The 19,590-nt window shown below is 41.5% G+C and carries 19 protein-coding genes; 17 read left to right on the top strand and 2 right to left on the bottom strand.

All coding sequences use genetic code 11. The features are described from left to right. Positions 1–241: 241 nt before the first annotated feature. Positions 242–1,162 carry a DMT family transporter gene (locus FVA69_RS08160; RefSeq protein WP_004912327.1) on the bottom strand — a complete coding sequence of 307 codons (921 nt, stop codon included), beginning with the start codon at positions 1,160–1,162 and terminating at the stop codon, positions 242–244. A gap of 101 nt (positions 1,163–1,263) precedes the next feature. Between FVA69_RS08160 and FVA69_RS08165 the strand changes: the two genes are divergently transcribed. The 12 genes from FVA69_RS08165 (at position 1,264) to FVA69_RS08220 (ending at position 12,962) form a co-directional block, all read left to right on the top strand. After that, positions 1,264–2,076, top strand: a complete 813-nt coding sequence (locus FVA69_RS08165) for a helix-turn-helix transcriptional regulator (RefSeq protein WP_004912323.1) — start codon at positions 1,264–1,266, stop codon at positions 2,074–2,076. A gap of 86 nt (positions 2,077–2,162) precedes the next feature. Beyond that, on the top strand, positions 2,163–3,299 hold the full coding sequence (pdxB, locus tag FVA69_RS08170; RefSeq protein ID WP_164528664.1) for a 4-phosphoerythronate dehydrogenase PdxB: 1,137 nt from the start codon (positions 2,163–2,165) through the stop codon (positions 3,297–3,299). Positions 3,300–3,373: 74 nt separating this feature from the next. Then, the gene (locus tag FVA69_RS08175) at positions 3,374–4,384 is read left to right on the top strand and encodes an aspartate-semialdehyde dehydrogenase (RefSeq protein WP_004912316.1); all 1,011 of its coding nucleotides are present in this window, start codon (positions 3,374–3,376) and stop codon (positions 4,382–4,384) included. Next, complete coding sequence (gene truA, locus FVA69_RS08180) at positions 4,384–5,199, top strand: tRNA pseudouridine(38-40) synthase TruA (protein WP_109911543.1); 816 nt, start codon at positions 4,384–4,386, stop codon at positions 5,197–5,199. The genes FVA69_RS08175 and truA overlap by 1 nt, the downstream gene beginning before the upstream one ends. Positions 5,200–5,264: 65 nt before the next feature. After that, entirely contained in the window at positions 5,265–5,951 is a 687-nt protein-coding gene (locus FVA69_RS08185) for a DedA family protein (RefSeq protein WP_042851864.1), read from the top strand. A 104-nt stretch (positions 5,952–6,055) separates the two neighbouring features. Continuing rightward, a complete protein-coding gene (accD, locus tag FVA69_RS08190) occupies positions 6,056–7,027 on the top strand; it encodes an acetyl-CoA carboxylase, carboxyltransferase subunit beta (protein WP_004912308.1) in 972 nt (323 codons plus the stop codon). Then, the gene (folC, locus tag FVA69_RS08195) at positions 7,017–8,306 is read left to right on the top strand and encodes a bifunctional tetrahydrofolate synthase/dihydrofolate synthase (protein WP_042851620.1); all 1,290 of its coding nucleotides are present in this window, start codon (positions 7,017–7,019) and stop codon (positions 8,304–8,306) included. The genes accD and folC overlap by 11 nt, the downstream gene beginning before the upstream one ends. Before the next feature lie 5 nt (positions 8,307–8,311). Beyond that, the gene (dedD, locus tag FVA69_RS08200) at positions 8,312–8,953 is read left to right on the top strand and encodes a cell division protein DedD (protein ID WP_164528665.1); all 642 of its coding nucleotides are present in this window, start codon (positions 8,312–8,314) and stop codon (positions 8,951–8,953) included. Positions 8,954–9,132: 179 nt separating this feature from the next. After that, positions 9,133–9,636, top strand: a complete 504-nt coding sequence (gene cvpA, locus FVA69_RS08205; RefSeq protein WP_004912301.1) for a colicin V production protein — start codon at positions 9,133–9,135, stop codon at positions 9,634–9,636. Positions 9,637–9,650: 14 nt separating this feature from the next. Beyond that, on the top strand, positions 9,651–11,168 hold the full coding sequence (gene purF / locus FVA69_RS08210) for an amidophosphoribosyltransferase (RefSeq protein WP_004912298.1): 1,518 nt from the start codon (positions 9,651–9,653) through the stop codon (positions 11,166–11,168). A gap of 292 nt (positions 11,169–11,460) precedes the next feature. Then, positions 11,461–12,285 carry a YwqG family protein gene (locus FVA69_RS08215; protein WP_004912295.1) on the top strand — a complete coding sequence of 275 codons (825 nt, stop codon included), beginning with the start codon at positions 11,461–11,463 and terminating at the stop codon, positions 12,283–12,285. A gap of 104 nt (positions 12,286–12,389) precedes the next feature. Continuing rightward, positions 12,390–12,962, top strand: a complete 573-nt coding sequence (locus tag FVA69_RS08220; protein WP_004912293.1) for a UbiX family flavin prenyltransferase — start codon at positions 12,390–12,392, stop codon at positions 12,960–12,962. Between the two features lie 3 nt (positions 12,963–12,965). Here FVA69_RS08220 and FVA69_RS08225 read toward each other — a convergent pair whose 3' ends face one another. Beyond that, positions 12,966–13,877: a TIGR01777 family oxidoreductase gene (locus FVA69_RS08225; RefSeq protein ID WP_109911545.1), complete on the bottom strand. Its 912-nt coding sequence runs from the start codon at positions 13,875–13,877 to the stop codon at positions 12,966–12,968. Between the two features lie 399 nt (positions 13,878–14,276). On the opposite strand from FVA69_RS08225, the gene yfcD reads away from it, so the two are divergent. From yfcD to FVA69_RS08250, 5 genes are all read left to right on the top strand, one after another. After that, a complete protein-coding gene (yfcD, locus tag FVA69_RS08230; protein ID WP_004912292.1) occupies positions 14,277–14,819 on the top strand; it encodes an NUDIX hydrolase YfcD in 543 nt (180 codons plus the stop codon). Between the two features lie 238 nt (positions 14,820–15,057). Beyond that, positions 15,058–16,302: a M24 family metallopeptidase gene (locus tag FVA69_RS08235; RefSeq protein WP_117162388.1), complete on the top strand. Its 1,245-nt coding sequence runs from the start codon at positions 15,058–15,060 to the stop codon at positions 16,300–16,302. 10 nt (positions 16,303–16,312) lie between these two features. Beyond that, on the top strand, positions 16,313–16,510 hold the full coding sequence (locus FVA69_RS08240; RefSeq protein ID WP_164528666.1) for a DUF3311 domain-containing protein: 198 nt from the start codon (positions 16,313–16,315) through the stop codon (positions 16,508–16,510). Then, the gene (locus FVA69_RS08245) at positions 16,507–17,949 is read left to right on the top strand and encodes a sodium:solute symporter family protein (RefSeq protein ID WP_109911547.1); all 1,443 of its coding nucleotides are present in this window, start codon (positions 16,507–16,509) and stop codon (positions 17,947–17,949) included. The genes FVA69_RS08240 and FVA69_RS08245 overlap by 4 nt, the downstream gene beginning before the upstream one ends. Before the next feature lie 278 nt (positions 17,950–18,227). Then, positions 18,228–19,586, top strand: coding sequence for a hypothetical protein (locus FVA69_RS08250; RefSeq protein WP_164528667.1), 1,359 nt, complete (start codon positions 18,228–18,230; stop codon positions 19,584–19,586). The last annotated feature ends 4 nt before the right edge of the window (positions 19,587–19,590 follow it).

A 19,590-nucleotide genomic window follows, 5' to 3' on the forward strand; every position in this document is an offset into this window, starting at 1 on the left:
TAATTGGAATTCCAGAAGATTCAATCGGATTATCCTTCATCTGAAAAACGGTAATCCGATAAATGATACCAATGATGGGCGAACTAAAGGTGAATTGAGTGATTTTAAAATGTCACAAAGTATTAATAATGAGAAATATTAAAGGAAAATAAACGAAAGAATGAAGAGGATTTCAAACATAGCCCCACAAAGTGGGGCATATGAGTGACGACATTGCATTTATTGCTTTTGTAATTCTATTCTACTGGCAAGAATCTTCTTGAACCACCTTTTTTTCACGGCGGAATAATTCTGTCAGTGGCGTGCGTAATTGTTGCGCTAACATTACCCCGAGTAAAACCACGCCACCACCGATTAAATGGTAACTTTTGAGTTCTTCACCTAAGGCAAAAATAGCGATAATAGCGGTGAAAACGGGGGCTAGGTTCATAAAAATGGAGGTTGTATTCGCCCCAAGGCGCATAACTCCTTGGATCCATAATGCAGGAGCAATAATGGAAGCCGCAATACCAGCAAATACCACTAAACCGATATTTTGGCTGTTCAGCGAGACATCTTCAGCTAATAAGAAATTAGGGAATAGCATGATAACGCCAAAGAAAACTTGAACGTAGAGTGAGTCCCAACTGGATAACTGGATTGACCAACGCTTAGTAAGCACACCGTACAGGGCATATGCTGCAGACGCAACTAACATCATGGCTTCCCCTTGGCCTAAGCCTTGTGAGAATAATGCGCTTGGGCTTCCTTGGCTCACTAACCACACTAACCCACATAATGAAAGAATTGAACCTAGCACAATCCCCACGGTAGGAATAACGCGTAGTACAAAGATACTAATAATCACTGTTAATAATGGGATCATGGAGTTCATAATTCCCATAAAAGTAGCGCTCACGCTGTGTGCGGCATAATAAGCTAAACTTTGGTAAAGCATCATCCCTAAAGCGCCCAAAATGGCAAGTTGCCACCAATGCTTCCTGACCATTTTAAAATTTCGAAGCACAGAACGTAATACAAAAGGCGTCATGACAAGCAAGGCCAGCGCCCAACGGTAAAAAGAGATTGCCGCAGGGTCAATAGCGGTTGATGCCGCTTTGTTTACAATGGCATTAATTGACCATAATAAAACCGCAATCAGCGGAAAAAGAAGATTTTTCATTAAAACACTCTCCCATATTGAATGGGCGCTAGTATACATCTGTCCGATTTTTTATATATACTGATAACCAGACAATCGATAACGCTTTTCAGACAGGTACCATGGAAAATTTAAAATCAGACATTTGGCAAATCAGCGAATGTAATATCGCAGAGCCTGAATTGGTTGCTTTTCGGCATGAGCAAACTGCCGCCCTCACTGAGTATAAATCCCATTCGCATCCTTTTGGTCAAATGCTGTATGTAGTGTGTGGCATCATGGAAATGGAGGTGGCTGGTCAACATTATTTAGCACCGCCAGAATTTTGCATTTGGATCCCTGCGAATATTCCCCATGCTAGCTTTAATAAAGAAAGTGTCAAATTTCGAATTATAGATTTTGCTCATGAATACAACCAAGTGCTGGCTCAACGGCCGTGTGTGATTAAGCTTAGCCCGATATTTCAATCAATTATGACGGACATGTATCAACGCGGTATTGTTCAGCCCGAAACAGAGCAAGACTTGCGTTTGGCTCATGTGCTTATTGATCAATTTCCATTGTCTCCCTGCCAAGACACCTATTTGCCTGTTTCAAAAGATAAATTTCTTGCTCCCATCTTATTAGAGTTACAAGGTGACCCAGCAGATAACACGACGTTAGCACAATGGGCAAAACGCTATTATACATCGGAACGCACGTTATCAAGGCGTTGCCAGCAAGAGTTAGGAATGTCGTTTAGTGAATGGCGTCAACGTTTACGCTACCTACATGCCGTTGCCGGGCTAGAAAAAGGAAAAAGTGTACATGAAGTTGCATTGGATGTCGGATATAGCTCGGCATCCGCCTTTATTGCGATGTTCCAACAAATATCAGGTGTCACACCAGATCGCTTTCGAGCGAAAGAATTTACAGTAGAAGGTAACCTCTCATAGGCATCTGGCTTAAACCGTGGCAAAATATTGCCCCACTTATCTATATAACGACACACAACAAACAAGTGATTGATTGGGATAACAGCGTGAAAATTTTAGTCGATGAGAATATGCCATATGCTCAAACTTTATTTAGTGAGCTTGGTGAAGTGAAAGCGGTACCGGGGCGTCCTATACCAGAACAAGAATTAATTGATGCAGATGCATTAATGGTACGTTCTATCACTAAGGTTAATGAATCACTGCTCGGTAATACACCGGTTAAATTTGTTGGAACCGCGACAGCCGGTTTTGACCACATTGATACCGAGTGGTTATCAACCGCAAATATTGGTTTTTCATCAGCACCGGGTTGTAATGCGATAGCGGTCGTTGAATATGTCTTTTCCTCACTATTACTGCTAGCGGAACGCGACAACTTTGATTTGCGTGATAAAACAGTAGGAATTATTGGTGTTGGTAATGTCGGAGGGCGTTTAGCGGCTAGGTTATCGGCTTGGGGAGTCAAAACATTACTCTGTGACCCACCGCGTGCAGCCAAAGGGGACGACGAGCTATTTGTTTCTTTTGAAGATGTGCTCAAGCAAGCTGACGTGATAACCTTCCATACTCCGCTGAATATGTCTGGGGAATATCAAACTTTCCATTTAATGGATGAAACGGGTTTAGCAAAATTACGAGATGGCACCATTTTAATTAACGCAAGTCGAGGTGAGGTGGTTGATAATAAAGCATTATTATCTGTGCTTAATCGCGGGAAAAAAATGAGCGTTATCTTAGATGTGTGGGAGCCAGAACCTGATTTAGACACCGCACTTTTAGCATTAGTGGATATCGGTACTCCGCATATTGCGGGCTATACGCTAGAAGGTAAAGCACGAGGAACGACGCAAGTTTATGAAGCTTACTGCCAGTTTCTCGGTAAATCGTCACAAATTTCCCTTTCATCCTTACTGCCTAAGCCAGATATCAATCAATTGACTTTCAATGGTAAATTAACGCAAAACCAGCTCAAAAGGTTAGTGCATCTCGTGTATGATGTGCGCCGAGATGATGCAGCATTAAGAGCGGTTGCAGGGGTAACAGGCGAATTTGATAAACTGCGCAAAAATTATCAAGAACGTCGTGAATGGTCATCCCTTGAAGTGATTTGTGATAATGAACAAACGGCATCAAAACTCAATGCACTTGGTTTTAAGGCAAGTTTAGTTAGCACAAAATAAATGAGTTAAAATGATCACCTGTTAAATAGCGCCAATTGGGGCTATTTAATTTTTTATTTTTTAGAGGAATAGCCATGACTGAAGGTTGGAATATTGCAGTATTAGGCGCAACCGGTGCTGTAGGTGAAGCTATTATTTCACTGTTACAAGAAAGAGAATTCCCAGTCGGCGAACTGTATTTACTGGCCAGTGAGCGTAGTGCAGGGGAGAGCGTACGTTTTAATGGTAAAAGTATTCAAGTTGAAAATGTGACTGATTTTGATTGGTCACAGGCACAAATTGCCTTTTTTGCAGCTAATGAAGGTGTAAGCCTACAATACGCTGAATTAGCGGCGCAGGAAGGGTGTATTGTCATTGATACTAGCGGCGTATTTGCTCAAGAACCGGATGTGCCACTGATTGTCCCAAATGTGAATCCGCAAGTACTCGCTGATTATCGCAACCGTAATATTATTTCATTGGCTGACAGCTCAGTGAGCCAATTATTAACGGCAATCAAACCGCTGGTGGACGCGGCAGGGTTAGGGCGTATTACTTTAACCAATATGTTGTCGGTTTCCAGTTATGGTAAAGCCGCTGTCGATGAGCTAGCAGGGCAAAGCGCACGTTTATTAAATGGTATCCCTGCGGAAGAAGGCCGTTTTAGTAAGCAATTAGCCTTTAATATGTTGCCATTATTGGCTGACATGGAAGGCAGTGTCGTTCATGAACGTCGCTTGGTTGAGCAAGTGCGTAAGGTACTGCAAGATGATGGCTTACCCGTGGCCGTTAGCTTTATTCAATCCCCTGTTTTTTATGGGAATGCGCAAGTCGTTCATTTAGAAACGTTGCGCCCAATGAGCGCAGAAGAAGCTAACGAAGAACTTGAACGTTTTGAAGATATTCAGGTCTCAGAAGAGGGTGATTATCCTACCCAAGTGACTGAAGCGTCAGGTCATGACCAATTAAGCATTGGTTGTGTACGTAATGACTACGGTATACCCGAAATTTTACAATTTTGGTCAGTGGCTGATAACGTGCGTTTCGGTGGCGCATTGATGGCGGTAGAAACAGCAGAAAAACTGGCTCAGGAGCTGTTTTACTAATGTCTGAGTCTACACAGTTGTATCGAATCGCATTAGGTATTGAATACAACGGCAGTCGTTATTTCGGTTGGCAACGTCAGCAAGAAGTTAAAAGTGTTCAAGGCTGTTTAGAGGACGCTTTGTCAAAAATTGCCGCGGAGCCAATTAGCGTGTTTTGTGCAGGGCGTACTGATGCTGGTGTCCATGCTACGGGGCAAGTGGTGCATTTCGAAACCTCTGCCATTCGTAAAGAAGCGGCTTGGACCATGGGGGCGAATACCCATTTACCCGCGGATATCGCTGTTCGCTGGTGTAAACCGGTGGCTGAAGAGTTTCATGCACGTTTTAGTGCAACAGCGCGTCGATATCGTTACGTGATTTTTAATCATCGTTATCGGCCAGCGATTTTATCGAGTGGTGTAACGCACTTTCATTACCCACTCGATGAAAAAAGAATGCATGAAGCGGCACAGGCACTATTGGGTGAACGTGATTTTACCTCATTCAGAGCAGTCCAGTGTCAGTCGAAGTCGCCATGGCGTAATGTGATGCATGTGAATGTCAGCCGCCACGGTAATTATGTGGTGGTAGACATCAAAGCCAATGCATTTGTTCACCATATGGTGAGAAATATTGTCGGAAGTCTGTTGGAGATTGGTTGTGGCAACCAAAGCATTGATTGGATGGCACATCTTCTTGAATTAAAAGACCGTACAAAGGCAGCTGCAACTGCGAGAGCTGAAGGGTTGTATTTGGTGAGTGTCGATTACCCAGAGAAGTTTGAGCTACCTCAGAATGTGATGGGGCCGCTTTTTCTGGCAGATGAACTGATGTAAAGCGAATTTTTATTTATCTCATAATTATTGCAAATAGCATGGATGCTATTATTGATGAGGATTATATGGAATTTATCACTTTTATTATCGACTTTATTTTACACATCGATGTGCACCTTGCTGAACTGGTCAGAGATTATGGTACGTGGGTCTATGGTATCCTGTTTCTGATCCTATTTTGTGAAACAGGGTTAGTGGTCACACCATTTTTACCGGGAGATTCGTTATTATTCGTTGCTGGCGCGATTTCGTCATTAGACAGCAATGACCTGAATGTTCATTTAATGGTCGCGTTGATGATTACGGCGGCGATTATTGGTGATGCGGTAAACTACACCATTGGGCGTATTTTTGGTGAAAAATTATTCAAAAATCCGGACTCGAAGATTTTTCGTCGCGTTTATTTAGATAAAACCCATGCTTTTTATGAAAAACATGGCGGTAAAGCGATTATACTGGCGCGCTTCGTGCCGATCGTCAGAACTTTTGCACCATTCGTTGCAGGAATGGGTAAAATGTCTTATCGTCACTTTGCTTTTTATAATGTGACGGGCGCGTTTATTTGGGTATTATTATTCACTTATGCGGGTTATTTCTTTGGTGAATTACCGTTCGTACAAAAGAATTTGAAATTACTGATAGTCGCGATTATCTTTGTTTCAATTTTGCCGGGCGTTGTTGAAATTATTCGTCATCGCCGAATAGCTGCGAAAGAAAAGCGTGCGGCAGCGCAAAAAATCGATAACCACTAGATGGTTTAACAAGTTTTTATCCACAGTGAGATATCATTGTGGTTTAATGGCAAAAAATTACATACTGGTGATAACCAGAGTGAATCAGACAAAAAGGTCCATTAATGAGCTGGATTGAAAAAATTTTAAAGAAAGGTAACTTGACCCAATCACACAAAGCCAACATCCCAGAGGGAGTTTGGACTAAATGCGATAGCTGCGGGCAAGTATTATATGGTGCTGAATTAGAGCGTAATTTATCCGTGTGTCCAAAATGTGACCACCATATGCGAATTCACGCCCGTCAGCGCTTAGAAACCTTCCTTGATGAAAACTCAACAACAGAATTAGGCAGCGAACTTGAGCCTAAAGATATTCTGAAGTTCAAAGATTCAAAAAAATATAAAGATCGTATTGTTGCAGCACAAAAAGAAACGGGTGAAAAAGACGCGATCGTCGTGATGAAAGGCACGTTGAAAGGCATGCCAGTAGTGGCTGCAGCGTTTGAATTCGCCTTTATGGGCGGTTCAATGGCTTCAGTTGTCGGTGCACGTTTTGTCCGTGCTGTCGAACAAGCTTTGGAAGATAACTGCCCGTTGGTATGTTTCTCTTCAAGTGGCGGTGCGCGTATGCAAGAAGCACTGTTATCATTAATGCAGATGGCCAAAACCAGTGCCGCATTAGCAAAATTGCAAGAGCGTGGCTTACCTTACATTTCAGTATTAACTGACCCAACCATGGGTGGGGTGTCTGCAAGTTTGGCAATGTTAGGTGATATTAACGTGGCAGAGCCGAAAGCGTTAATTGGTTTCGCAGGGCCACGTGTTATCGAGCAAACTGTTCGCGAAAAATTACCGCAAGGCTTCCAACGCAGTGAATTCTTACTTGAGAAAGGCGCGATTGACATGATAGTTCGCCGCCCTGAGATGCGTGACCGTTTAGCTGAAATATTGGCGATGTTAACCAATAAACCAAGCTTTAATGAGACACCAATCATCGTAGCGGAAACGGTTGAAATCGACATCGATGCCGTTGATGAACTTGATGCCCAAGAGCCAAAAAAGGATTCTGAAAAGCATAAAAAAGATGATGAGTAATCTAATCATTCCTAATGCCAAGTCTCCATTGGAGGCTTGGCTTTCTTATCTCACCGACTTACATAGCCAAAATATTGATATGGGGTTGGAGCGAGTCGGTCAAGTTGCTAGGAAAATGAACCTAACGCAGCCTGCTCCCAAAGTTATCACTGTGACGGGAACCAACGGGAAAGGGACAACTTGTCATACACTAGAGTCCATATTTATGGCGTCTGGGTTAAAAGTTGGGGTATACAGTTCACCGCATCTTATCCGTTATACCGAACGCGTTCGTATTCAAGGCCAAGAACTTCCCGAGTCTGATTTCTGCGAGGCATTTGCCATAATTGAAGCTCAGCGAGCAGATATTTCTCTCACCTATTTTGAATATGGCACTTTGGCGGCGTTACAGCTATTTAAACAAGCTAAACTCGATATTGTGATTTTAGAAGTCGGTTTAGGTGGGCGGTTAGACGCGACAAATGTCGTTGATGCAGATATAGCCGCAATCACCAGTATCGCACTTGATCACACTGATTGGCTTGGTTCAGACCGTGAACATATTGGTTATGAAAAAGCTGGTATCTTCCGTGCTGGCCATTATGGTGTGGTTGGTGAGCCGGATATGCCAGCTTCAATCAGTCAAGTGGCTGAGCATTTAGGTACGAAGCTATTTCGTCGTGGGACGGATTGGCAATACAGTGAGCAAGCAAATAGTTGGTCATGGCAAAGTTCACAGCGTGAATGGCATAATTTACCGTTACCGAATGTGCCTTTAGCGAACGCAGCAACAGCGCTAGGTGTGGTGAGTTGCTTATTGGAAATTGATGCTGATTTTGCCCAAAAAGTGACTGAGTCCGCTATTCATCAAGGTTTGAAATCAGCTCAATTACCGGGGCGCTTCCAAATTGTCGGTGAAAAACCGTTGATGATCTTGGATGTGGCGCATAACCCTCATGCAGCAGGGTACTTAGTTAGTAAATTGGCTGCCTTGCCTGAAACTAAAGGTCGTCATATTCGTGCGGTTGTCGGGATGCTAGGTGATAAAGACATCAAAGGTACGCTTGAGTGTTTATCACAACAAGTCACCGATTGGTACCTTGCGCCATTAACTGAGTTTAGGGGGGCTGATGTGGCTCAACTGAGTCAACATTTACCGACAGCTAACCAGTTTGACAGCGTAGAAAAAGCGTGGCAGCAAGCTTGCATCGATGCAAACGAGCAAGATGTGATTGTGGTGTGCGGGTCATTTCATACCGTTGCTCACGTCATGATGTTATTGGAAAATCAAGAAGGATAGTGCCGGTGGCTAGTAAATTTCAGAATCGACTTGCTGGCGCCATTGTGCTTGTTGCAGTGGGAGTTATTGTGCTTCCTGCTCTGCTTGATGGCGATAAGAAATACAATGAAAATGAATTTGCGGCCATTCCTATTATCCCTAAACCGGGTGATGAAGAAGATATTGAAGCAATAGCGCCTATTGTGAGTACGACTACCACCGCTTCTTCAGAAGGTGCTTCTGAAGCCATGTTGTCAGAAGCCATTACGCAGCAACAGAATGAGCAGGTTGAAACCCGTCCATCGACGACAACTCCTGCGCCGAGCGTAGTTGAACCCGTCAAGCCGGAGCCTAAGCCTGAACTTAAAGTTGAGCCGAAACCACAACCAAAACCCGAGCCTAAGCCAGAACCTAAGCCTCAACCACAGGGCAAAGCGTTTGTTGTGCAAGTGATTGCATTGAACAATGCAAGTAAAGTTGAAGAGATTGTCGCTAAACTAAGGTTGTCCGGTTACCAAGTTTATACGGTTCCTGCCAAACCAGTGAATAATAAACTTACACGGATCTACGTTGGGCCTGAGGCTTCAAGGCAGAGGCTAGAAGCAGCTTTACCAGAACTGAATAAGATTACGGGGACGAAAGGGATAATCCAAAGCTATAAACCTTAAAATAGAATTTAAATAATCCCTAAAAGGTAAGGGGATTTAGTAACTTACTGCGGCGATTATGATTTTTTATTTTCGCCGCTATTTTTTTAAATTTGATAGAAAAATGGTTACGCAAACGTTTTCGTTTTCTGTTAGAATGCACTCCGCTGATGTCGTGAGTGCGAATTTTGGAATGAAATATGGTCTGGATAGATTACACAATTATCGCCATTATTGGCTTCTCGGCACTAGTTAGCTTGATCCGTGGTTTTGTACGAGAGGCGCTCTCTCTGGTTACATGGGGCTGTGCTTTTTTTGTTGCGAGTACGTTTTATCCTTACTTAGCGGGCTACTTTACTCGTTTTGAGGATGTGCTGGTTAGAAATGGCATTGCTATCGCTGCACTGTTTATTGCCACATTAATTGTTGGCGCGGTGGTGAACTATGTGATTAGCTCGTTAGTACAAAAAACCGGGTTATCAGGTACAGATCGAGTTCTGGGGATCTGCTTCGGTGCGCTGCGTGGTGTGTTAATAGTTTCGGCATTACTGTTTTTTCTCGACACATTTACACCATTACCTCAAAGTGAGGATTGGCAGCGTTCGGAACTTATTCCGCAGTTCAGTCATATAATCAGGTGGTTTTTTGACTACCTGCAAAATGCGTCAAGTTTCCTACCGGAGAACATTTCTCCGTCTGGCTGATGAGGAAAGACTAAATGTGCGGTATTGTCGGTATCGCCGGTGTTACACCGGTAAACCAATCAATTTATGATGCTCTCACGGTGCTTCAGCATCGTGGGCAAGATGCAGCAGGTATTGCCACGATTGATGGCAAAAACAACATTCGTTTACGCAAAGCAAATGGTCTTGTTAAAGATGTGTTTGAAACACGTCATATGTTGAGATTACAAGGCTGCATGGGGTTAGGGCATGTCCGTTATCCAACAGCCGGTAGCTCGAGCGCTTCTGAGGCGCAGCCTTTCTACGTAAACTCACCTTTTGGTATTACACTTGCACATAATGGTAATCTGACAAACGCTCATGAGCTCACTCGGAGTTTATTTGAAACAGCGCGTCGCCATGTGAATACTACTTCTGATTCTGAGATATTACTGAACGTATTAGCGCATGAGCTTGATAGGTTTGATCATTTTCCTCTTGAGCCAGACAATGTTTTCAGTGCGGTGTCAGCCATGCACAAAAAACTACGTGGCGCATATGCTTGTGTGGCACTAATTATCGGTCATGGAATGTTAGCTTTCCGTGACCCTCATGGTATTCGCCCATTAGTACTAGGGCGCCGCATTACTGAAAGCGGTGAGCATGAATATATGGTCGCTTCAGAAAGTGTTGCGCTTGATACTTTAGGGTTCGAATTTTTACGCGATGTTGCTCCAGGTGAAGCGGTCTATGTGACAGAAAAAGGGCAATTATTTACACGCCAATGTTCTGATAACCCGCAATTGACCCCATGTATCTTTGAATATGTATATTTTGCTCGCCAAGACTCCTTTATTGATAAAGTGTCTGTGTATAACGCAAGATTACGCATGGGGCAAAAATTGGGCGCCAAAATTGCTCGAGAATGGGAAGATTTAAACATCGATGTGGTAATTCCTATTCCAGAAACATCGTGTGATATCGCACTAGAAATCGCACATATTCTGGATAAACCTTACCGCCAAGGTTTTGTGAAAAATCGTTATGTTGGTCGTACGTTTATCATGCCGGGTCAACAAGAGCGTCGCAAATCAGTCCGTCGTAAGCTCAATGCGAACCGTGCAGAGTTTCGTGATAAAAACGTTTTACTCATTGATGACTCCATTGTTCGCGGCACAACATCTGAGCAAATCGTTGAACTCGCGCGGGAAGCGGGAGCAAAAAATGTTTACTTTGCTTCAGCGGCACCGGAAGTGCGTTTTCCGAACGTATATGGCATTGATATGCCAAATGCAAATGAGTTAATAGCACACGGTCGCGAAGTGGATGAAATTCGCAAACTTATCGGTGCAGACGGGCTAATTTTCCAAGATTTAACCGATTTAGTCGCTGCCGTCCGTGAAGAAAACCCTGAAATCACCGAATTTGAGTGCTCCGTATTTGATGGCATATATGTGACCAAAGATATCGACCAAAGTTATTTAGACTACCTAGAAAACTTACGAAAAGACGATGAGTTAAAATTGAAGGATCAGAGTGAGGTTGAAGACCTAGAGATTTATAACGAAGGCTAAATTTTCGTCAATTTTCGTCATAGTTTGGGCTACAGCGTTGTTGGCTTCACAAATTCGCCCTAGTCACGTAGTTTTCTACGCTCCTAGGGTCTCTTTGCTAGCCGCCTAGCTGTAACCCTAACTATATAGAAAATCCACAGTGATTCTGATTTTTCCCATCTTTAATCTGTAGCCTAAAATATCAAGAAAACTATGACGTCAAATGAAGGCCTAAGTTACAGTTATATCTGATTTAAAATACGTAAAAATCGAGTAAGCTAGAGGGACATTAACTGCCTATTTGGAGCGATATATGGCTGATTTCAACTCCCTTCCTGATGTGATTAAACCTTTTGTAGATAAAATCAAATCCACTAAAAAATCCCTTGTTGAAATGACGTTAACCCCAGTTGAAGACTATATTTTATGGGATAGTCGTGTCGGGGGAATGCCGTATTTGCCAATAAATGAAAAGTATCCGACGAATAGCGCAGGAACGCCGCTCAAGTTACTTGCCCAAATTAACTTTGCACAAATGCCTAAATTAGAAAATTACCCTGAAAAGGGTATTTTACAGTTTTTTATTGGTGGTGATGACTTATATGGAGCTGACTTTGAACAAAGGCAAAAACAGGAAGATTTCCGCATTATTTATTGGGAAGATATTATTGAAGATGCCAGCCAATTAACTCAAGATTTTTCTGCCGTGATTGCGGCTCATTCCGATGATTACTATACCCCTATAGATCACCAATACAGTATTGAATATACGCCTGCGGAACAGTTCATCAGCATCGATGATTTCCAATTTGGTCAGAAAATATTAGGGGTTGATAACCTCTATGATTATGAGGACCAATTTGACGGTGAAGACTTTTACGACGAATGGGTTGAGCCTTACAGTGATACTTTTGAATCAGGGGCACATTGCATAGGCGGTTATCCGTTCTTCACTCAAACCGACCCAAGAGAATACGAAAAAGATATTCAACAATATGAATTACTTCTCCAAATAAATACCGATTATGAAATAGGAATTATGTGGGGAGATATGGGAGTGGGTAATTTCTTTATTCACCCTGATGACCTGAAGAAAAGAGATTTTAGTCGAGTCGTGTATAATTGGGATTGTGGCTGATGGCTTAAATTTTCGTTATAGGTAGGATTGCAGCATTGTTGGTATCTGCAATTTTAGTGAATATTGTATATAATGCGCTGAGTTATCGTGAATAGGGCAGCGAAATGAAAAAACTGATCATTGGGTTAACAGGGGCGAGTGGTGCTATTTATGGCGTCCGTTTGCTTGAAGTGTTGAAGCCTGTCAAAGAGGTAGAAACCCATTTGGTGATGAGTGCAGCTGCCCGCCAAACATTAGCATTAGAAACTGACTACAGTGTAAAAGAGGTTCAGCAGTTAGCTGACCATAACTATGATAGTCGCGATATCGCCGCTGCAATTTCTTCAGGTTCGTTTCGCACTGCTGGAATGGTGATCATGCCCTGCACCATGAAGACACTGTCTGGCATTGTTCATAGCTACACGGATACATTAGTCACAAGAGCTGCCGATGTGGTCCTCAAAGAAGGCAAAAAGCTAGTGCTGGGTGTGCGTGAAACGCCTTTGCATGTTGGCCATTTGCGTTTAATGGTACAAGCGGCAGAGATGGGAGCCGTGATCATGCCTCCGATGCCAGCGTTTTATCACCAACCTGAAACAATCCAAGATATTGTAGACCAAACGGTGAATCGCATCCTTGATCAGTTTGATATCGAACTGGAACAAGACCTATTTCACCGCTGGCAAGGGGTGAAATAACCCTTATTCATCTGTATGTGGAATAAGCAAGTCAGTAAGTGCTTCTTTTAATTCTATATGTTCAAACTGGAATCCTGCTTCTTCCAACCTTTTGGGAATTGCCTGTTGACCACCCAATACCAACGCTGCAGATTCCCCCATGATGGCCTTAATCACAAAAGCGGGTGTTCGCACAAATGAAGGGCGATTGAGAACATCACCTAACGTGGCAGAAAATAAGTCATTATGGACTGGATAAGGTGAGGTCATATTAAAGGGCCCAGAAAGAGTAGGGCTATCCAATAGAAAACAAATTGCCCGAACCATATCGTTGATATGTATCCATGGCATGTATTGTTTTCCGTCACCTATTGGACCTCCCGCTCCCATTTTGAAAATGGGGAGAATTTTAGCCAGTAAACCGCCATTCGCCGATAGCACTAGGCCAGTGCGTAGTAAACAAACGCGAGTTTTTTCCGATTGTGCATTAACGGCTAATGCTTCCCAATGCTGTGTGAGTTGGTGAGTAAATTCATCGTGGGGTTGTTCGTCTTCAGTTACGACTGACTGGCCTTGGTTACCATAATAACCAACAGCAGAACCCGATAAAAATACCTGTGGTGGCGTTTCACTGGCGAGGATTAATTCGCTTAGCTTTTGTGTCAATTTCCAACGACTATCACACAATAACTTTTTTTGTTCTTCGGTCCAGCGCTTATCAGCGATCGGTTCGCCAGCAAGATTAATAACAGCATCAAAGTCATTCAGGTGAGTTTGCTCATTAAGAGACGTCCAGCACTCAACAGCCTTACAAAAATGGCTATAAACTTTTTGCGGAGAACGGCTTAACACAGTAACCTGATGCCCAAGAGAAATCAGTTTTTGGATAAGTGGTGTTCCGATTAGCCCGGTGCCGCCTGTTATGAGTATTTTCATCGCCATCCCCGTCATATTTCAAACCGCAGCGTTGTTGCTTGCGTTCTATCACCTTAGTCACATACTTGTGTATGCTCCTAAAGATGCCATCTCTTAGCGCCTAGCTGCAATTTGAACTATTTAGGGGATATCCCTGAGATCAGTAACAAACTACAGCGTTATGATTTAACTATAGCATTTGTGAATACAATTTGTATGATTTGCTTGGAGTATCATAAAGAAACCTGGCTTCATTATCATTGCAATAAAGAAGTGCTTTTTATGATGGCAACTAATCACAAATTCAGCTAGGATCATCTCCATAGGTGCGGATCAATGCGGATTGGTATTGTCTGGCATACAATAATAATCAGTCTAATGATATAAGCATTTTTAGCTTAAAAATAAAAGGTTTACAGGATGGAACAACCAACCGAAGTCGTTGAATGGGTCGATATTGTTGATGAAGACAATACGGTGATTGCTCAGGCAACACGTAGCCAAATGCGGGCAGAAAACCTACGCCACCGTGCAACTTACATTGTTGTTCATGACGGAATGGGCAAAATATTGGTTCAACGACGCACTGATATTAAAGATTTTCACCCTGGTTTCCTCGACGCAACAGCAGGTGGAGTCGTGACAAAAGGGGAAAACATCCTTGATTCTGCAAAGCGCGAAGCTGAAGAAGAGCTGGGTATTGCAGGCGTTCCTTTTGCGGAACATGGCCATTTTTATTTTGAAGATGCGCATTGTCGTGTATGGGGTGGGTTGTTTAGCTGTGTTAGTCATGGTCCATTTGCTTTACAAGAATCTGAAGTTGTTGAAGTCAGTTGGTTGACCCCTAAAGAGATCAGCGCGCGCTGTGATGAATTTACGCCAGATTCACTCAAAGCACTTTCCTTATGGTTAACTCGCAATAATGAGTTAGAAAAAACCATCACTTGTGCTGAAAATTCATAACCGATCAGATTTAAATTATTAAAGGGCTGTTTTATTTAGCCCTTTAATTTTTTTCTCCCAAAATCAAATCTCTAGCAAAGTTAATTTCTGGCTAATATATAACGATTAGTTATAACCAACTTGCATGCTAAACGATGTATTCATTTCCACACTAGATATAATGTGACAGAACTTAACATTTATCGTTTGCGATATGATGCACTGCTTGATGTATATATAACGCTTCGAGAGAATAAAAATGACAATTGATAAACAGAATACTTTTTTGAAACAACAACACCTTGAGAACGTAACCAATAAAGCTCGTGAGATTATGGAGCGTGAAGGAATTGAAGCATTAATCGCAACCGTGGGTGATAACTTCTATCACCTAACCGGTTTTGCGAGCTTCTTTATGTATACTTTCAGGCAAACAGGCTCTGCGATTGCGGTTATTTTTCGCGATCCTTCCATAGAATCATTGGTTATTATGAATGAATTTGAAGCAGCAAACTTGTCACTTCAAATGCCTAATGCAAAGATTAAAACATTTCCAATTTGGGTGGATGTAGACGACCCTTACAACCCGGAAAATGGCAAAGTGGTAAAACCAAGGCCAATTAATAGCCCAATAGAAACAATTTTCAATTTACTCAAAGAAGCGTTGTCTGAAGCGGGGGTTTATGGAAAACCGGTTGCGATTGAATTAAACCAAATTACACATACCGGTAAGGTATGGTTGGATAAGGTTATTCCTGGTTTAAATTTGGTTGATTCTTCGCCGTTATTTAATGAATTACGCATGATTAAAAGTGAGTGGGAAATTGCTCATCTCAGAAAATCCGCACAAATTACAGAAGCCGGTATCGCTGCTGCGAGTAAATTAATCAGGATTGGCTGTACTTCAGCGGAATTAACCGCTGCTTTTAAAGCTAAAGTGATGGAATTCCCTGAAACGAACTATAGTCGCTTCAATTTAATTTCAGTGGGCAGTGATTTTTCACCCAAAATGATCCCAGATGATCAACCAGCAAAAGAAGGTGACTTAATTAAATTTGACTGTGGTGTAGATGTGGCTGGTTACGGTGCTGATATTGCAAGGACATTTGTGGTTGGTCAACCGAATGAAAAAGTCGCTGATATTTATCAAACTATCTTAAAAGGTCATCAATATATGTTAAGCCGAGTTGCACCTGGCGTTGCATTAAGTGATGTTTTTAATGAAACAATGGCTCTCATTCGTTCTTCAGGTTTGCCTCATTATAATCGTGGGCACCTAGGCCATGGTGATGGGGTGTTCGTTGGGTTAGAAGAAGCCCCTTTTGTGAGCGCTGCGACGACAGAAATATTTAGAGCTGGGATGGTGATGAGTTTAGAAACGCCGTATTACGGGATTGGTGTTGGTGGCATTATGATTGAAGATATGCTGCTTATTACTGAAGACGGAGTAGAAATGTTAAGTCATTTGCCTCGTGAATTAATTTCTTTCGGGCCAGTGGAATAAGGGGTGGTATATGAAGTGGTATCATTATTTAGTTATTTTTCCAATCCTCGCATTAACCATAGGTATCTATTATGCCAATCAAGTAGAGCCTTTTGTTATGGGCTTGCCATTTTTAATGTTCTGGATTGTCTCATGGGTGATTGTTACAGCCTTAGTTATGTTATTAATCAATGTATTAGATAATAAAAATACGAAGGAAACATCATGAGTTCCGCATTAATTATTATTACAATTTTTTTCCTATTTAGCATTTATCTTGCTATCCGTGCTAAAAAGGGCAAAACGATGGATCACGAAGGGTGGTCTGTCGGTGGGCGCAGCTATGGTGCATTGCTGGTTTTCCTTCTAAGTGCAGGGGAAATATATACCACGTTTACTTTTCTTGGCGGAAGCGGCTGGGCTTACGGTAAAGGACCTGCAATTTTATATACCTTAGCGGTCAATGCTTTTATGGGGATCTTTTTATACTGGGTACATCCAAGAGTATGGCGCTTTGCAAAAGATAATGATGTCAGAACGATTTCTGAGTTATTTACCAAGAAATACCAAAGCCCGGGGTTAGGGTTATTAATTAGCTTGATTTCTATTGCTGCGATGGTGCCTTTATTTGTTTTGCAGCTTAAAGGATTAGGCATTATTGTTTCACAAGCGTCTTATGGCGCAATTCCTGCAGATATTGCCATATGGATTGGAATTATTGCAGTGACGTTGTTTGTGATGATCTCCGGTATTCATGGGTCAGCTTGGACATCAGCACTGAAAGATTTAATGATTTTAATTGTGGTCGTATTTATTGGTATTTATATCCCACTTCATTATTACGGTAGCTTTGGGGAGATGTTTAAAGCGATAGATACGGCGATGCCAAGCTTTTTAACATTCTCCGAAACGGGTCTAAATATCCCTTGGTATATTTCCACAATATTCTTATCTGTGGTTGCCTATTTCTGTTGGCCACATTATATGGCTGCGGTATTTACGGCTAAAGATGAAAAATCCTTAAAACGCAATAGTATTTTAATTCCTGCCTATAGCTTAATTATGTTATTTGCATTTTTTGTGGGTTATGCGTCTATATTACAAATTCCGCATCTTGAAGGTTCAGCTGTGGATTTATCGTTGTTTGAGATATCTAAAAGCACCTTCTCACCTATTGTGGTCGGTTTTATTGGTGCTGCTGGAATGTTAACGGCACTCGTCCCTGGTTCAATGTTGCTACTAACCACCTCTAATATGTTAGCGGGAGTTGTACAAAAAGCGATGGGGGTGAGTGAAGAAAAACGCCAGTCTGGTGTTTATGCACGCTTTATGGTACCTGTCGTTGCGTTAGTCAGCTTGTATTTTATTTTCCACAGTAACGATACCTTGGTGGCTATTATGTTACTCGGGGTCAATATTGTTGCGCAGTTTTTCCCAGCTTTGTTGATGAGTTTTAAACAGAAAAATCCAATGACCCCTGCGGGCGCTATTTGTGGGATTTCCGCGGGGGTTTTATTTCTCGCGGTAACCTATATCGAGAAAATTTCTTTAGCGCAATTGTTCCCTTGGTTAGGGGAAAGTTTAAGTTTCATGAATATCGGTATTGCTGCATTTATTCTGAATATTATTGTGGCGGTAATAATTTCATTATTTAGCAAAACAAAGTAACAAGTGATATTTTAATTTTTTATTAATATTGCACCTTGTGATTATATCGCAGGGTGTATTTTTTTATTTGATTAGTTTGAATTTAAATTCATTTAATAATTAACAATCGATTGATGAATATTATTATCTTATTTATCTTGTCAGCAATAAATTTAACCTTATAGTAATTTAAGCTACTTATATGAATCTTCCTTTAGGCTAATTTCTTACTGTTTTAAAAGGTGGATTTCTTAAGTTTTTACACGCTTAAATATTATTTGATATGAAGGATTCTTATTATGAAAAAAAATGAGTCAGTTGAATTATTGAAAAATCAGAAAGGAAAAGATAAATGCCCACCTAATAAATTAGCACTCTATACAAATATTGATTATAACAATTCAGAAATTGGCGATATTCTTTTAATATCTCCAGATATTCAACTTGATCAGAAGGAACTTGAATCATATGGATTTGATGTGGGGCATCATGATGGCGTTTCCTGTGTTGTCAACAATATGTCTAAAGCAGCTACGCTTGTCGCAGGTCTTAATCTTGATGGTGAAATATTACGAGTCCCTGCATTGTCTTCAATCGCGTCACTGGTTGGTTTAGGTTGGAATGATCTAACACGTTCTGTTGTTGCTGCCCCCGTTGAGTTAGTTACTTTAGAAATATCTTCTGAAAGCCCTCTCCAAAGTACATTAGGTAAAGTTAATAATATTGAAATTGATATAGTTAATAAAGGCAATGTTGCTGTTTATGGTGTCACATTAGAGATAACCACAAAAAATAGTGATGTAGCCAATGTCATTTCATACCCTGAATTAATTGATCTTCACTCAAATATGATCACCACAATCCCTGTATCTCTTGAAGGGAAGAATACGGGTAAAACACTATTAAGTGTTCGGATCCACACTCCGATTGGTGTTATTAATCAGGGAAGTAATACTTATGATGTAAAAGTCGAGGTAAAAGCTAGGGTTGAATTAAATTTAACGATAGATACACAAGTTACGTTATTAACCGGAGAGTCAAAGTCAGTCCCACTTAAGATCACGAATAACAGTGATACATTGGTTCGTAGTGCGATTATAAATGCGAATTCAGGGAATAGCTCTCTTGTTATAGTGGGTGAATTTGGCTCAACGGTTGATATAGACCGAAATAGTTCAAAGGTTGTTAATATTCCATTAAATGCAAGCTTAACGACAGTAGGTGATACGCAATTAGCCTGTAGCCTGACACTACCGAAAGGCTATGAAAATGAAGGTAATAATAATGCAATTTCTGCGATTACGGTGACAGCAGAAAGAGAATTAGAAGTTTTACAACAGTATCAAGCTAGTTGGGCTGGGGAAGGTGGTTATCTTTACAGCTACATGTTGACATTAAAATCACAAAATACACGCGTTAATAAATGGCAACTCACATTCCAATTACCAGCTGGCGCTAAAGTTTCTGAAAACTGGTATGAAAGCCAAAAAAACTGGTTGACGAAGGAAGAAGTGGGTGGAAATGTTATTTTAGGTAATACGAGTGGACATACTATCGACCCGGGTATTGAACTTCCATTGCAAATACAGGTAGTTTATCTTGAGCAGGCAAAGGTGAATGAGTACATCTATGACTTGCACCTTCGACAAATAGGATAATATT

It is taken from the genome of Providencia sp. PROV004, assembly GCF_011045615.1.
GTDB lineage: Bacteria > Pseudomonadota > Gammaproteobacteria > Enterobacterales > Enterobacteriaceae > Providencia > Providencia rettgeri.

Bases quoted from the DNA above. Each gene is read 5' to 3' on its own strand.
- FVA69_RS08160 (WP_004912327.1), bottom strand. From the start codon at position 1,162: ATGAAAAATCTTCTTTTTCCGCTGATTGCGGTTTTATTATGGTCAATT.
- FVA69_RS08165 (WP_004912323.1), top strand. From the start codon at position 1,264: ATGGAAAATTTAAAATCAGACATTTGGCAAATCAGCGAATGTAATATC.
- FVA69_RS08175 (WP_004912316.1), top strand. From the start codon at position 3,374: ATGACTGAAGGTTGGAATATTGCAGTATTAGGCGCAACCGGTGCTGTA.
- truA (WP_109911543.1), top strand. From the start codon at position 4,384: ATGTCTGAGTCTACACAGTTGTATCGAATCGCATTAGGTATTGAATAC.
- FVA69_RS08185 (WP_042851864.1), top strand. From the start codon at position 5,265: ATGGAATTTATCACTTTTATTATCGACTTTATTTTACACATCGATGTG.
- accD (WP_004912308.1), top strand. From the start codon at position 6,056: ATGAGCTGGATTGAAAAAATTTTAAAGAAAGGTAACTTGACCCAATCA.
- folC (WP_042851620.1), top strand. From the start codon at position 7,017: ATGATGAGTAATCTAATCATTCCTAATGCCAAGTCTCCATTGGAGGCT.
- cvpA (WP_004912301.1), top strand. From the start codon at position 9,133: ATGGTCTGGATAGATTACACAATTATCGCCATTATTGGCTTCTCGGCA.
- purF (WP_004912298.1), top strand. From the start codon at position 9,651: ATGTGCGGTATTGTCGGTATCGCCGGTGTTACACCGGTAAACCAATCA.
- FVA69_RS08215 (WP_004912295.1), top strand. From the start codon at position 11,461: ATGGCTGATTTCAACTCCCTTCCTGATGTGATTAAACCTTTTGTAGAT.
- FVA69_RS08220 (WP_004912293.1), top strand. From the start codon at position 12,390: ATGAAAAAACTGATCATTGGGTTAACAGGGGCGAGTGGTGCTATTTAT.
- FVA69_RS08225 (WP_109911545.1), bottom strand. From the start codon at position 13,877: ATGAAAATACTCATAACAGGCGGCACCGGGCTAATCGGAACACCACTT.
- yfcD (WP_004912292.1), top strand. From the start codon at position 14,277: ATGGAACAACCAACCGAAGTCGTTGAATGGGTCGATATTGTTGATGAA.
- FVA69_RS08235 (WP_117162388.1), top strand. From the start codon at position 15,058: ATGACAATTGATAAACAGAATACTTTTTTGAAACAACAACACCTTGAG.
- FVA69_RS08240 (WP_164528666.1), top strand. From the start codon at position 16,313: ATGAAGTGGTATCATTATTTAGTTATTTTTCCAATCCTCGCATTAACC.
- FVA69_RS08245 (WP_109911547.1), top strand. From the start codon at position 16,507: ATGAGTTCCGCATTAATTATTATTACAATTTTTTTCCTATTTAGCATT.
- FVA69_RS08250 (WP_164528667.1), top strand. From the start codon at position 18,228: ATGAAAAAAAATGAGTCAGTTGAATTATTGAAAAATCAGAAAGGAAAA.